The sequence below is a fragment of the Chelativorans sp. ZYF759 genome, assembly GCF_012911015.1.
Lineage (GTDB): Bacteria > Pseudomonadota > Alphaproteobacteria > Rhizobiales > Rhizobiaceae > ZYF759.
Genome location: NZ_WVVV01000003.1, coordinates 164,781 through 177,749 on the forward strand (window position 1 = coordinate 164,781; position 12,969 = coordinate 177,749).

14 protein-coding genes are annotated in these 12,969 nt (G+C 63.8%); 6 read left to right on the forward strand and 8 right to left on the reverse strand.

Translation table 11 applies throughout. The features are described 5' to 3' along the window. Window positions 1-377 precede the first annotated feature (377 nt). From GRZ55_RS06940 to GRZ55_RS06950, 3 genes are read left to right on the forward strand one after another with little or no spacing between them, the layout of a single operon-like run. A complete protein-coding gene (locus GRZ55_RS06940; RefSeq protein WP_169286180.1) occupies window positions 378-2,174 on the forward strand; it encodes a HAMP domain-containing sensor histidine kinase in 1,797 nt (598 codons plus the stop codon). Next, window positions 2,149-2,928, forward strand: a complete 780-nt coding sequence (locus GRZ55_RS06945; RefSeq protein ID WP_169286181.1) for a peptidoglycan-binding protein — start codon at window positions 2,149-2,151, stop codon at window positions 2,926-2,928. Before GRZ55_RS06940 ends, GRZ55_RS06945 begins: the two co-directional genes overlap by 26 nt. 34 nt (window positions 2,929-2,962) lie before the next feature. After that, window positions 2,963-3,307, forward strand: coding sequence for a DUF1491 family protein (locus GRZ55_RS06950; RefSeq protein WP_169286182.1), 345 nt, complete (start codon window positions 2,963-2,965; stop codon window positions 3,305-3,307). Here the strand turns inward: GRZ55_RS06950 and GRZ55_RS06955 are convergent. Beyond that, window positions 3,294-4,301 carry a hypothetical protein gene (locus tag GRZ55_RS06955; protein WP_169286183.1) on the reverse strand — a complete coding sequence of 336 codons (1,008 nt, stop codon included), beginning with the start codon at window positions 4,299-4,301 and terminating at the stop codon, window positions 3,294-3,296. The genes GRZ55_RS06950 and GRZ55_RS06955 overlap by 14 nt on opposite strands. Before the next feature lie 169 nt (window positions 4,302-4,470). Between GRZ55_RS06955 and GRZ55_RS06960 the strand changes: the two genes are divergently transcribed. Further along, the gene (locus GRZ55_RS06960) at window positions 4,471-4,647 is read left to right on the forward strand and encodes a hypothetical protein (RefSeq protein WP_169286184.1); all 177 of its coding nucleotides are present in this window, start codon (window positions 4,471-4,473) and stop codon (window positions 4,645-4,647) included. Here GRZ55_RS06960 and GRZ55_RS06965 read toward each other — a convergent pair. From GRZ55_RS06965 to GRZ55_RS06980, 4 genes are all read right to left on the reverse strand, one after another. Further along, window positions 4,641-5,180, reverse strand: coding sequence for a DUF1254 domain-containing protein (locus GRZ55_RS06965; protein WP_368856591.1), 540 nt, complete (start codon window positions 5,178-5,180; stop codon window positions 4,641-4,643). The two genes, GRZ55_RS06960 and GRZ55_RS06965, sit on opposite strands and share 7 nt — an antisense overlap. Further along, complete coding sequence (locus GRZ55_RS06970) at window positions 5,173-5,745, reverse strand: DUF1214 domain-containing protein (RefSeq protein WP_169286186.1); 573 nt, start codon at window positions 5,743-5,745, stop codon at window positions 5,173-5,175. Before GRZ55_RS06970 ends, GRZ55_RS06965 begins: the two co-directional genes overlap by 8 nt. Window positions 5,746-5,842: 97 nt before the next feature. Next, window positions 5,843-7,981: a transglycosylase domain-containing protein gene (locus GRZ55_RS06975; protein WP_169286187.1), complete on the reverse strand. Its 2,139-nt coding sequence runs from the start codon at window positions 7,979-7,981 to the stop codon at window positions 5,843-5,845. 257 nt (window positions 7,982-8,238) lie between these two features. After that, a complete protein-coding gene (locus GRZ55_RS06980) occupies window positions 8,239-8,712 on the reverse strand; it encodes a hypothetical protein (protein ID WP_169286188.1) in 474 nt (157 codons plus the stop codon). Window positions 8,713-8,932: 220 nt separating this feature from the next. Here GRZ55_RS06980 and GRZ55_RS06985 point away from each other — a divergent pair, with 220 nt between their 5' ends. Then, window positions 8,933-9,859, forward strand: a complete 927-nt coding sequence (locus GRZ55_RS06985; RefSeq protein WP_169286189.1) for a manganese catalase family protein — start codon at window positions 8,933-8,935, stop codon at window positions 9,857-9,859. A gap of 171 nt (window positions 9,860-10,030) precedes the next feature. Further along, complete coding sequence (locus GRZ55_RS06990) at window positions 10,031-10,810, forward strand: alpha/beta fold hydrolase (protein ID WP_169286190.1); 780 nt, start codon at window positions 10,031-10,033, stop codon at window positions 10,808-10,810. Window positions 10,811-10,942: 132 nt separating this feature from the next. On the opposite strand, the gene GRZ55_RS06995 is transcribed toward GRZ55_RS06990, so the two are convergent. From GRZ55_RS06995 to GRZ55_RS07005, 3 genes are all read right to left on the reverse strand, one after another. After that, a complete protein-coding gene (locus GRZ55_RS06995; protein WP_210257250.1) occupies window positions 10,943-11,245 on the reverse strand; it encodes a hypothetical protein in 303 nt (100 codons plus the stop codon). A 212-nt stretch (window positions 11,246-11,457) separates the two neighbouring features. Continuing rightward, window positions 11,458-12,255, reverse strand: a complete 798-nt coding sequence (locus GRZ55_RS07000; protein ID WP_169286191.1) for a DUF1828 domain-containing protein — start codon at window positions 12,253-12,255, stop codon at window positions 11,458-11,460. Beyond that, the gene (locus GRZ55_RS07005; RefSeq protein ID WP_169286192.1) at window positions 12,246-12,938 is read right to left on the reverse strand and encodes a hypothetical protein; all 693 of its coding nucleotides are present in this window, start codon (window positions 12,936-12,938) and stop codon (window positions 12,246-12,248) included. Before GRZ55_RS07005 ends, GRZ55_RS07000 begins: the two co-directional genes overlap by 10 nt. Between the last annotated feature and the right edge of the window lie 31 nt (window positions 12,939-12,969).

Below are 12,969 nucleotides of genomic sequence, written 5' to 3' on the forward strand. Positions count from 1 at the left end.
ACGCAGCCACACTGCCAGCGATCCGAGAATCGTCGGCTTCCGAGAGCAGTCGGCTTTGATTCAAATTCGAAACAAATGCCGAAGAACAGCATTCGAACCAAATGCCGTCCATTTCGCTCGAGTGGGGGTGAAGGCGTAACTCACGGAAAATAAACGTAAAACGGAATCTCGGCCGGAAGTCGACAGGCGCATGGACAGGCCGTTCAGCCACCATGAAAAACGTTAACCATATCGTCCGATAGGTTGCGAGGCGGGCATGTCGGCGCCGCTGAGGGGGCCACGGCGGCCCTGCCTTATCCATTCCTTAAACGCTGAATGCGACCTTGCGGGTCTAACAATCGATCCGCCAAGCGGACCTACAGTACGAGTGCGTTGAGTTGATTCTGGGAACCGAAATACGAGAGGAATTCCGGCAGGCCGTCGAGGCCGGCTGCGACCTCCTCGTATCTCCGAGCGGGCTCGCCGCGCGCGATCAGGAACGCCAGCGCAGGCTGGTGGCGAGCCTTCTCGCCGCGCCCTTCATCCTGTCGGGCGCGTGGATCGCCTCGAGTGCCGGCGACGGCGTCATGCATCTGCTGGCGGGTATCCTGGTCATCTTCGCCGGCTCCTTCTCCCTGGTGCTGATGCTGGCGGCCACCGGACGCGCGGTGGAAACCGCAAAACTGTCGCTCGGCCTGGCCACACTCGCCACCGCATGGATCATCGCCGCGGGCGGCGGGCTCATGTCGCCGATGGCCGCGCTTTCCGTCGCGCTGCCCATCGAGGCCTATCGCGTGGCGCGCGACCGCAAGGCGATGCATTGGGGCTTGGCCGCGCTTGCCGGCGTTGTGCTCCTGCAGCTGCCCTTCGGCGCGCTGGCTGGACCCGTGGCGGCGGTTTCGGGCTGGCACTGGCTGGCACCGGCGCTCTATGGCGCGCTTCTCTTCGTGCGCCCGATGCAGGGTGAAGGCGAGGTGCGGAGCGCCGCGCAGAACATCGACCACATTCTCCTGGAGCGGATGGGGGGTGCGGTGTTGTGGATCGGGCCCGACGGCCACATCACGCAGGCCACCCCGCGCACGGAAGAGGTGCTGGGCCTGGCGCCCGAACTCGTCGTGGAGGGCGGGCTTTTCGATCGCATCCGCATTCCCGATCGTGTCGCCTATCGCTGTGCCCTTGCCGATGTGCAGACCGGCGTGGCGCGGCGGTCCGTGGAGCTGATGCTGCGCGTGCCCGGCGACGACGAGGGCGAACCGGCCGTCACGCACCGCCCGTTCGAAATGGAACTGATCCGGTCACCACAGGAAGATGGCTCGGTCATCGCGATCCTGCGGTCCGCCGAGGCTACCGCGCAATTGCGCGAGGAACTGGCACGCGCGCGCGACATTGCCGGTTCCACGGAACTCGCCAAGGGCCGGTTCCTGGCGACCGTCAGCCATGAACTGCGCACGCCGCTCAATGCCATCATCGGCTTCTCCGACCTGATGCTCCACGAGAGCATTTCGGGCCCGCTCGACCCCAAGAAGAAGGAGCATCTGGGGCTGATCCGCGACGCCGGACGTCACCTGCTCTCCGTCGTCAACTCGATCCTCGACCTGTCCAAGATCGAGGCCGGCACCTACCGGCTGCAGCCGGAACGCTTCCAGTTCGCCACGGCGGCTTCGCTCGGCAGCGCGCTGCTGGAGCCGCAGGCGGTGGCCAAGCAACTGAAACTGACGACCCGGATTTCCGATCTGGTGGGGGAGGTCAACTGCGACCAGCGCGCGGTGCAGCAGATCCTGATCAACCTTTTGTCCAATGCCATCAAGTTCACCCCTGAGGGCGGCGCGGTGACGCTCGAGGCCCATCTGGATCGTGGACGACTTGTCATGCGGGTTTCCGACACGGGCATCGGCATGTCAGAGGAGGAACTGGCGGGAATCGGCCAGCCCTTCACCCAGGTCAGCAACGCCTATACGCGGCAGTATGAGGGCACGGGACTGGGTCTTTGCCTGGTGAAGGGGCTGGTGGAACTGCATGGCGGGGCGATGACGATCGAAAGCGCGCCCGGCCTGGGAACGGCAGTGACGGTCACCCTGCCGCAGATCGCGATACAAGAAGAAGCAGACGACAGGGAAGCAGGCATTGGCTCGGGCAAAGAAGGCGAAACCCAAGACGCAGAGGAAGAGCATGAGGCGATCCTCCGCATCGCGTGACGCCGGGCTTTCCGGACGCCGGGTGCTGGCCGGTGGCGGCACCGCGCTGGCCGTCATCTTCACCTTCGTGGCAGCCAATGCCATCTGGTACCAGCCGCACGCCCACATGTCCCCGATCCTGTCGACACGCACAAACCAGCTGCCCGCGCCCGCCCAGCCGACGGCAGACAGGACGGCGCCGGCGGGTGACCGCGACGTCGCAGCGCGGGAGGAGCCCGAAGAGGTCCCCACCACGGTGATCCGCCTGGAACGCGAGGTGCCGGTGCCCGCCGCAGGCGACCCGCTAGTCGCCGACATCCAGAAGGTGATGGCTGAACTCGGGCTCTATGACGGCGACGTGGACGGTCTGGCCGGGCCGATGACGCGCGCGTCGATCGAAGCCTACCAGAAGATGATCGGGCTCGAGATTACCGGGCAGATCGACGAGACGCTGATAGCGAAGCTGGGCATTTCGGGTGCCACGCAGGTGCCCGCCCCACCTGCGGCCCGACCGGACCGCGAGGATGTCGCCCGGCCGGCGACCGACACCGTGCAGACCGCTTCGCTGTCGGAGGAGGTGGGTGATGCGCTGGTGAAGCGTGTCCAGGCCGCCTTGCGCGCCTTCGGGAATGACGACATCGAGATCGACGGTGTCGCGGGACCGCGGACCCGGGCTGCCATACGCGAGTTCCAGTCGCTCTTCGGATTGCCGGAAACGGGCGAGCCCGACGGCGACGTCTATGCCAAGATGCGCGAGATCGGTCTCGCCGACTGAGCGAGAACCACAATCCCAGCCTCGGGAGGACAGCTTGCGCCTAACGTCCGACTTCTGGATTTCCGCCTTGATCCGCCGTGCCTTCGGCGCGGGCGGCTATGCCGCGGTCGTGCGCCGCGGCGCGACCGAAGCAGGCGCGATCTTCATTACCAACCGATCCCGCGATGGCATGTACCGTCTCTACGGACCGGCTGCCCAGACGAGTTACGACGAAGCCGGTCCGCAGGAGCGGCGTTTCGCGCTTCTGCTGGAGGGCGAGGAAGAACTGATCTCGACCCGGCTCGAGAAAGAAAGCCGGTTCGATCCCGATCTGTGGGTCGTGGAGATCGAAGCGGAAGAGGCGGCCGTCATCGAATGGCTGCCGCTCACGACACCCTGAGAAGCGCGTTGGACGAACTCGCCGCCTGATCCTGATTGGCGGCCGGCGGGATCTCGGCATCCGCCCACTCCACATCGTCCCTCCGTTCCATGAAGCCGGGTATGGCGCTCATCTTCCAGTCACGCACCGTCTCGCGCGCGCCGTTGACGGAGAGCGAGGCGAAGCGGTCGAGGAAATGGCGGATCGCCTCGGGATGGACGTAGACCGATCCGAACACGCAGGCGGCAAGCAGGAACGCCTCTTCCTGCCGCAGGTCGAGCGCGCGCAGGGCGATAGGCAGGTCGTGACGGCCCAGATCACCGACAAGGGCTTCGCCCTGCACGAAGGAAATCCCCAGCGTGCGGGCGAGCGTGTGGGCAAAAACATCCTTCAGCCCGGTCAGGGCAGCGGAACGAAGCTTGTCGTAGGCGCCGGGCGTCGTCCGCCAACGCGCCAGCGCGGGCAGAGGGCTCTGCGGCGCGGTCGTCGTGGAGGGCATCTGTTGCGCCTTTGCGGGGCCCATCATCTCGCGCAGTTTGCGGCGCGTTTCCTCGGCCCTGTCGGTCTCGGGCGGGTGCTCATTGGCCCGGGCCGATCGGTCGAGCTTCTCCAGCGCGGAAATCAGCTTGGCGATGCGTGGATTGAGATCGGAACGGGCGGCAATCGCGCGGGCATGGTTCATGCCATGACGACCGATCAGCGCGATGAGGTCAATGTCGCAGAGCTCGCGCGAACGCATGAGCAGGGGCGCTGCGACGGAAACCGGTTCGTCGCACAGACGCCGCACGAGAGAGGGCGGTGCCTCCGTGACCTCCGACAGCGCGGCCGCGACGTATCGCCGGGTCTCGAGCGATGCCTTTTCGATCAACGGCAGGGCGAGGTCGTCCAGCTGCGCGATCTCGCGCCGGGACGGGCGGGGCAGCGAGCAGAAGGCGTAGACGGCAGCCCGCAGCAATCGTTCCTGGCTTCCACTGCGCCGGTAGGCCGGCAGGCGGCTGAACTCGAATACTGACACGGTGACAACTCGCTACTCGTTACACACGGGACGAGCACGACCGCACGACGCCCCTCCGTCAAATTAGACGAGATGCGTTAGCAAGCTGTTAACCGTTGGGAGCCGTTACTCGGCCATGTGCTGCGTTCTGCTCGATTCGGCAACAGCGAGAACCAGAATGACAATGGCAATGATTCTTCCATTCCCCGCCCACAAGGGCGAAACCCGCCGGCCCCCCTGTGGCGAGACGGCGGAGATCATTCTTTTTCCGGGCATCCGCTATGAAAGGCGCGAGGGCGAGGAAGCGCTTCCCGCCGGCAAGAAACGCCGCAAGAGCGCCGACGACCGCGTGCCCGCGGCTCAGTAGGGATCGCAGGACACGCTGCGCAGATAGTCGCCCACGCGCGATCGCCAGCTCTCGTCGGGCAGGAAGCTGCGGATCACCGCCGTTCCCGCCTCAAGATCCGCCTCCACAAAGATTGACGTCGCGAAATCCTCCGGAAAGGCGTGCCTGAGATCCAGCATCTGCACGGGCTTAAGGATGACGATATCGAGTTGGCCCTCGCTTGCGGTGCGGTCGTTGAGACTGAAGATGTTCTGGCCCATCCGGTCATAGACCGACAGGGACCAGAACAGGACCCGGTCCGGCGCGTGGATGCGCACCGGCCCCTCGTCGAGATCGAACCGGCATGCCGCGGCCAGGAAGAGAGGGTCCGGATTGGCCAGCAGGCGGTTTGCTTCCTCTCCCTCGATCATGAGGGTTTCGTGGACCTCTCCCAGTTCCGCCATGCGGGACCAGGCATCGCGCTCCGCCAGATAGGGCAGCAGAAAGAGGATGGCGATGTGAACGATGCCCGCGCCCACCACACCGATCAGCAAGGCATAGGCAAATCTAGTCACAGGCCAACCGCCGAATAAGGGGGAGCTGGACATCGACCGCGCGCGCGGTCGTGGCGACGGCCGTGTCGTAGAGCGCCAGAACCAGCGCGAACTCGCCGGTGCCGGTGAGGCGCAGCCAGTTGCCCGGGTGGGGATCGCGCGACACGGGAATGTCGAAGGAACCGTCCTCGCGCCGCAGGATGGCAAGGGAATTCAAGGCGCCACCGGCCGGGACCAGTCCGCCATTGCCCTGTCGTGCAGCATGCAGCGTCCACAGTCGGGACGGAGGGATCGGGCCTTCCACCTGGTAGGTGCAGGACGACGACAGCGGCTGCCCGAGCGTGTCGCGCGCGGCGGTGAAGGCGATCCCTTCGGCCTGGCCGAGGGCCAGATAGCCCTGGCGCGCGAAACGCGCACGCGAATAGGGATCGGCCGCCGGGGTGCCCCGGTCGGGGAAGGCCGTCCACGCCCCGACATCGACCGCGCCGAAGCCAAATCCCCTGTCGATCATCATCCAGGCACTGGCCGCGCCGCCGCCAATGGCGATCGACAAGGCAAAGGCGATCAGGAAGATCTTATGGATCATGTTTTACAACCACCCGCCTGCTGCCCGAGGGCCTTCCGGAACAAACGCGGCCATGCAGGATCGATCCGGACGCGCGGCCTAGCCTCGTAGCCGCCGCTCACAAGGAGGACAAGGCCTCAGGTTCACGGGGAAGGGCAACGGGGGGTGCTTCGCGGAACATCTCGTTGATGGACTGCAGGAGCCGCGTGGTGCGCGATGACATCACGGGCGGACGATCGCTGCGATCGCCGTCCTCGCCAGCCGCGCCATCCTCGCTCGACGCCACCTCCACCTCGACCGGCGCATCCACGCCGGGAATGGGCTTCAACTCGACGTTCTGGTGGGCGTAGGTCATCAGGCGCTGCCAGGTCATGGCGGGCAACGAGCCGCCGGTCATGCGGCGCGTCGGCGAATAGTCGTCATTTCCGAACCACACGGCGGCCGTGTAATTGCCGGTGAAGCCCACATACCAGCCGTCGCGGTAGCTTTGCGTGGTGCCGGTCTTGCCCCCCGAGCGGATGCCCTCCAGCGCCGCACGGCGCGCGGTGCCCCATTCGGGGATCTGGACGAGGATCGAGTTCATCGCCGCGACGGCTTCTTCCGAGACCACGCGGTGCGGGGGCGGAGCGTCGCGCTGGCGGTCGTAGATGATCTCGCCACCATGCGTGGTGAGCTGCGTGATGCCGTGGCGCATGCCGGCATAGCCGCCATTGGCAAGCGTCCCATAACCCGTCGCCTGGTCCAGGACGGTGATGCCGGAGGTGCCGAGCACCATGGTGCGGTGGTTGCCGAGGTCGGATTCGACGCCCATGGCCACGGTCATGTTCTTGACCGTCTCGACCGACAGATGATCGCGCGTGAGGCGCACGGGCACGGTGTTGATCGAGCGCACCAGCGCGCTGGTCAGGTTGATGTTGCCCGAAAAGCTGCGGTTGTAGTTCTGCGGCGACCAGCCGGCCCAGGTGATCGGCGCATCGGGCACGACCGAATCCGGCGTGAAGCCGTCTTCCATCGCCGCCGTATAGACATAGGTCTTGAAGGACGAGCCGGTCTGGCGCAGGGCGCGGGTGGCGCGGTTGAACTGGCTGCGCGCATAGTCGCTGCCGCCGACAATCGCCCTGACGGCGCCGTTGTTCTCCAGCACCACGATGGCGCCTTCGGACGCGCCATAATCGCTGCCATACTGGCGCAGATGGTATTCGAGCGACTCCTCGGCTGCCTTCTGGATGTCGAGATCGATCGTCGTGCGCGCCACCAGCGCCGTCGGCCCATTGCGCGGCGCCACGCGCTTGACCTCCTCGAAGGCCCAGTCGAGGTAGTAATCGGGACTGTCGCGCCCGCCGCGATCGACGGCCGTGGCCGGATTGAGCCGCGCGTGAAGCACCTGGCCCTCCGTGGCAAAGCCCGAATCCACCATGTTGGACAAGACGACATTGGCACGCCCGCGCGCGGCGGGCAGGTTGATGTGGGGCGCCAGATGCCCCGGCGCCTTGAACAGGCCCGCGATCATGGCGGCCTCGGCAAGCGTGACGTCCTTGATCGGCTTGTCGAAATAGAAATCGGCCGCCGCCGCGATGCCGAACGTGCCACCACCCAGATAGGCGCGGTCGAGATAGAGCTGGAGGATTTCCTTCTTGGTGAGGTTCATCTCCAGCCAGAGCGCCAGATAGGCTTCCTTGATCTTGCGCTCCATCGAGCGCTCGTTGGTCAGAAAGAGGTTCTTGGCGAGCTGCTGGGTGAGGGTGGAGCCGCCCTGGACGACGCCATTGGCGCGCACATTCTCGCCCAGCGCGCGGCCAAGCCCGATGAAGTCGATGCCGAAATGCTCGAAGAAGCGACGGTCCTCGGTGGCCAGCACCGCGTTGATGACGTGATCCGGCAGTTCGTCGACGGCCACGGAATCGCGCTGGATGATGCCGCGCTGGCCGATCTCGTTGCCGTAGCGGTCGACGAAGGTGACGGCATAATCGCCCTGGGAGAGCCAGTCGCGCTGGGTCTCGTCGAAGGCCGGGATGGCGAGCGCGACCAGCACGATCGTCGCCGCCGTGCCCATGGTGAAACCTTCGGAGGCGAGTTCCACCACGCCGCGCCGCCAGCCCGACACGCGGAAGCGGCGGAAGAAGATGGTCACGCTCTCCCACCATTCTCGTGCCCGAAAGCCGGAATCGTAAAGGCTGGAATCGATCCAGGCATCGAATTCGAGAAGCTTCGATGCTTTCGGTGCCTTAGAGGGCTTTGTCTCGAACGGATCCTTCATTCAGATAGCTGCCCATGCCCGCGCGTCCCTTGCGCATTCCCCAGCCGGCCGGAAAGCGGACCTGTCCCTGTCCATCATCCGGCAAGCTCGCGAAATTACTCCCAATCCCACCGATGCCACAAGGCGATAAGCGGGAAACACTGTGTGATCGTTAACCGGAGGATGCAGGCCATGTTCCCGCAAAGCCACTTTGTGCGCGGGGGTGGTGCCGATCGGCAACAGGGGAGGGGAGCGTTGCGCGCCCCCCTCGAAGAGGGTCAGCGTCGTGCGGTGCGCATGGTCATGCGGGCATCGCAATATTCGCCGTCATGGGTGCCGACCCACACGTCGAGCCAGCCATTGGACGGGCGCGTGAGCGTGATCAGCGGGTCGAGATTGCCGTTGTCGTCGTCGTCATAATACCAGTTGGCGCGGCCGGTATTGATCAACAGGATGCTGTCGCATTGCGAGACGACGGAGATCGACAGGCGGTAGCCGTCCATCGCCGACAGGTCGAAGGTGAAATCCGGCTGGTCCATGACATAGCCCTGGCCGCGATCGGTCTGCGGACGGACCGAGCTGCAACGGGCGATGTTGGTGTCGCCGCCGGCGGTGACGTTGAAGCTGCGGCCGCCGGTGAGATCGTGGCCCGAGAGCCGGTGGGTCTCACCCGAGAGCGACCAGTCCGGGCAGGCCCAGGACGCGGTGGTCAGGAACAGAAAAGAAGACAGAGAAAGCAGAATAACTCGCATCACAAAACTCCCCAGCCCGATGCGGACGCCGAAATCTACGCCTGTCGCTGCCCTTCGGCAACGACGATTTTTGGGGCGATCGCGTTCCTCCATGGCGCGGGCGGAAAGGGTTTGGCCGCCGTTCCCCGCGCCCGTGGCGGCGGCGCGATCCTGGCTGCGGAACTCTGACAGGTCGAGGAGGTTCGGAGCCGGGGGGCATAGCCTCGGAAGGTTTGCCCAAATGTTCTTACGTGTCGACAAGCTGCAGATCGATCTGCCTCAGCCCGCTGCCCAGGACCCGAACGCCGCGGCCGCGCTCCAGGAACTGCTGGGCGGGAAATATGGCGAGATGTCCACGCTCGGAAACTATCTCTTCCAGAGCTTCAATTTCCGCTCCAAGAGCAAACTGCGCCCCTTCTACAGCCTGGTGGCGGCGATCACGGCCGAGGAACTGGGCCATCTCGAGCTGGTCTCGAACGGCGTCTCCATGCTGGCCAACGGGCCCGACGAGAAGGATGCCGACATGGAAGGCGGCGGCGACATCTCGGACGCGCCCTACGACATGATGAAGGACGCCAGGCTGGCGGCCGCCTTCTATTCGCATGGCGGCGGCGCGGTGCCGGTGGATTCCAACGGGCTGTCCTGGAACAAGGATTTCATCACCACGACCGGCAACGTGATCTTCGACCTGTTGCACAATTTCCATCTCGAATGCGGGGCGAGACTGCACAAGCTCCGGGTCTACGAGTCGCTGACCGACCCGACGGGCCGCGAGGTGTGCGGCTACCTGCTCGTGCGCGGCTCGGTGCATGCCCATGCCTATGCGCTGGCGTTGAAGAAGATCACTGGGGTGGAGATCGAGAAGATGCTGCCGACGCCCAACATCCCGCTCGGCAACATTCCCGAGGCACAGAAATATCTCGACGAGGGCTCGCACCGGCGCCTCTACACCTTCAGCCCGGACGATTATCAGGAGATCGCCGGGATCTGGGGCAATGGCGAGGTGGCGCTGCCCGACGACCCGCCCGGCGAACTGGAGGTGGTGGAAGGCATGCCCGATGGCGGCAAGATCCAGGAACTGGTCGGCGAACCCAACGCCTTCACGCCCGACTATGCGCCGGAGGAAATGTTCGAGATCGCGCAGAAGCTCTACAAGAAGTCGCGCTAGCGCGGTTTCGAAGACAGGGGGCGGGGCCTCATCCTTCGAGGCTCCGCTTCGCTGCGCACCTCAGGATGAGGCCCGGGGCGGGTGCGACCACCTGCCTGGCGTTGTCCCAGATCAACGTCCGCTGGCCGCGTTGCGACTAGGCCTGCGGACGCAACTTGATCGGGGGCCAGCATGTTCGACCAGGGCGAAACACTCGATATCGGCGACACGAGACTTTTCGTGTCGGAGGCGGGCAAGCCCGATGGCGAGCCGATCCTGCTGCTGCATGGCGGCTTGGGAAGCCGGCATGATTTTGAACCCCTCGCCGCGCTTCTGGGCGACGACTTCCGGCTGATCGCGCTGGACAGCCGCGGGCATGGGCGCTCGGGCCCGGGCGGGGCGGCGATGACCTACCGACAGCTGGCCGAGGATTGTGGGGCCGTTCTGGACACGCTCGGCCTGCCGAACGCGGGCATCATCGGCCACAGCGACGGCGGTATCGCAGCCTTGCGCTTCGCGGCCTCCCGCCTCGTCCAGCCGCGTTTCGTCGTGGCGGTCGCTGCCCATTGGGACCTGCCGGAAAGCGACCCAACGCGGGATATCTATGCCGGCGTGACCGCCGAGGAATGGCGCGAGATGTTTTCGCAGCAGGTCGAGCGCTACGAGACGGAAAACCCCGAACCCGATTTCGCCCGGCTGTTTGCGGCGACGAAAGCCATGTGGCTGGGCAGCGATGCCGACGCCTATCCCGGCGAGAGCGTGCGCGCCATCGCCTGCCCGCTGCTGGTGGTCCATGGCGACGAGGATTTCCTGGTCTCGCGGCAACAGGCTTTCGATCTTGCCGGACGCGTCGAAGGCGCGCGCCTCTACAACCTGCCTTTTGCGTCCCATACCGTGCTGGAGGACAGCCCGGGCGAGGTGGTTGGGGTGATCAGGGCGTTTGTGGRGSGGGKGGGGGCGGGGGTAGAGTAGGGGGGTATTTGAAGTTGCGTGGCGCGTGGGGCGGTGAGACGCCAGCCTTTTTTCCTTTGAAGGCAGACCCCTCTCTGTCCTGCCGGACATCTCCCCCACCAGGGGGGGGAGTGGGGGCGGGGACGCCGCGCCTTATTTCCGCATGCGCTTGATGCTCTCGTAGAGGTCGGGCAGGGCTTCCGCGAAGGGTCGGGCTATTGTGAGTTCCTCCGCCGACAGTGGTCGCTCCAGTTCGGGATCGGGACCGATGAGTTCACCCGTCGCGGTGTCGACCCACCAGCCATCCTCGTCCTGATGGACGCCGCCTGCTGCAATGAGTGTTTTCATGCGCTGGTCATAGACTGTCCAGCGCCGCAACATTTCGGCGTCGTCCTGCTCGGTGGCGCCGAGATCGACTGTAATGAAGGTTGGCCATTTGTCGGTCACGACGCTCATCTGCTTGGGGTGCCCTGCCTTAGCGCAGCTAGGATAGAGACTAGCGAAACTGTGAGGCTCATCGGCTCGCACTGATCTACGGCAAGCGCGCCCTTTCGTCCGATTAGTGAGGCCAATTCCCTTGACCGAATAGGCTTGAAGCCCAAGTGCCCTGCGGGCAGACAAGGCGAAGCCTTCAATGGTCAGAACGTCGCATCTAGGAACGCTCCGTCTCAGTGAACGGTCGCAGCTTCGTTGCCGACGACTACCCGAGCTATTCGTTGAATCGTGTCGCTCGGGCCACTGCGATATCGAGGTACAGCATCAAGGCGATTGTCAGCCTGCAACCGAACTTTTTGGGTGACCGATGTGTCAGTTTCTAGGACAGCGATCACTGACAGCGGCAAATGCTTCTCGCTATCTGCAACTATGCGCAACAGCATCGCCTGCCAAAGCTTGGCATCGTTCGTTGCGATGAAGAGCGCAACCGGATCGCGCTTGTCGGGATAAAACACCATGTCCGGCGTGAAACCGCTCAAGTCGTCTGAAACTGGCTGTCCTTCCACATAGCGAATATGGCGTTTATCCATTTCGTCGCGGATTGCTGTGCGGACATCATCCTCAAAGGTATTCTTGACGCGCTCGATCGTCAAAAGGATCAGATCATTGAGTCGAAGAAGAAGAGCAGAAAATTCTAGTATAGCTTTCGACAAGTGCGCTTCGGATACGCCGTCCTTGAAAATCTCCCCCATTTCCTCGTCATAAGCTGCTCCGTGCTCTTCCAAAATTTGCGCGAGAGCGTCTCTGCGGGTGGCGGCGTCCATTGTCGCGCCTTCGGCTTCGAGAAGCGCGATTGTCAGGGCGTTATCTACTATGCGATACACGCCAGCCTTGGGCCCGAGCGCGTAGATTCCGATTGGATCACCGGAAATGAAATTTTGGTAGGGCGTGCTTATGGCCAATCCACCGCTAAAGGCGGATATCTGGACGTTCTCACAGAACGCCGCGCATATTTGCTCCTTCAAACCCATGGCATCGCATCCATCACAAACATATCAGGCTGATGGGGTATACCGACAAGACTGCACGCAATCGCTGTGGCAACGGTATCACTCATAGCATGGCCATCGTTAAGCATTTTCTTGTGGCGATGATAAGACCTTGCAGCCGGTATGCGCTTCGTTCCTAGTGGCTTCACGATTCCTACTGACAAGCCATCGGTGTCGCCGCAAACGGAATGAACATGCCAGCCGGGATGAGAGGCGTGGAATTCCCATCTTGCCAGTATCCTGCAGTCGCTGCTGACATCCTCGCCTAGAGCGACAATAAATTCTGGAACCAGGGTGTGATACGCGACCATCAACCTATAACTCCGGCCTTGGCCGGCAAAGGTTATGATCTGCCATCGCCAGCGGCGGGTTAGGGGAAAAGGCTTTCCTCTCTTTCTACTAAGAGAGAAATCCTTTGCCTTCAGTTTGTCATCGCTCCACTCAGAGAGCGAGACATTCGATTTTCGAGATTGAATTACCCCTGTCACCCGCATGACATATTTATGCTGGTTCTCACTCCGCCACGCAAGCCACCCGATTAGTCGGGCGTATGTTCCACTGCAGTGATTTAGGAATAAATCCCTTGACACCGTGACGGTGGTTTGATAGGTTCTCGCTACGGTCGGAGAACTGCGCAGAGACGCGCGGGCTTCGGCCTTTTTCATGGGTTTTTCGGGCAGGTCGGTCGCTGGCGGT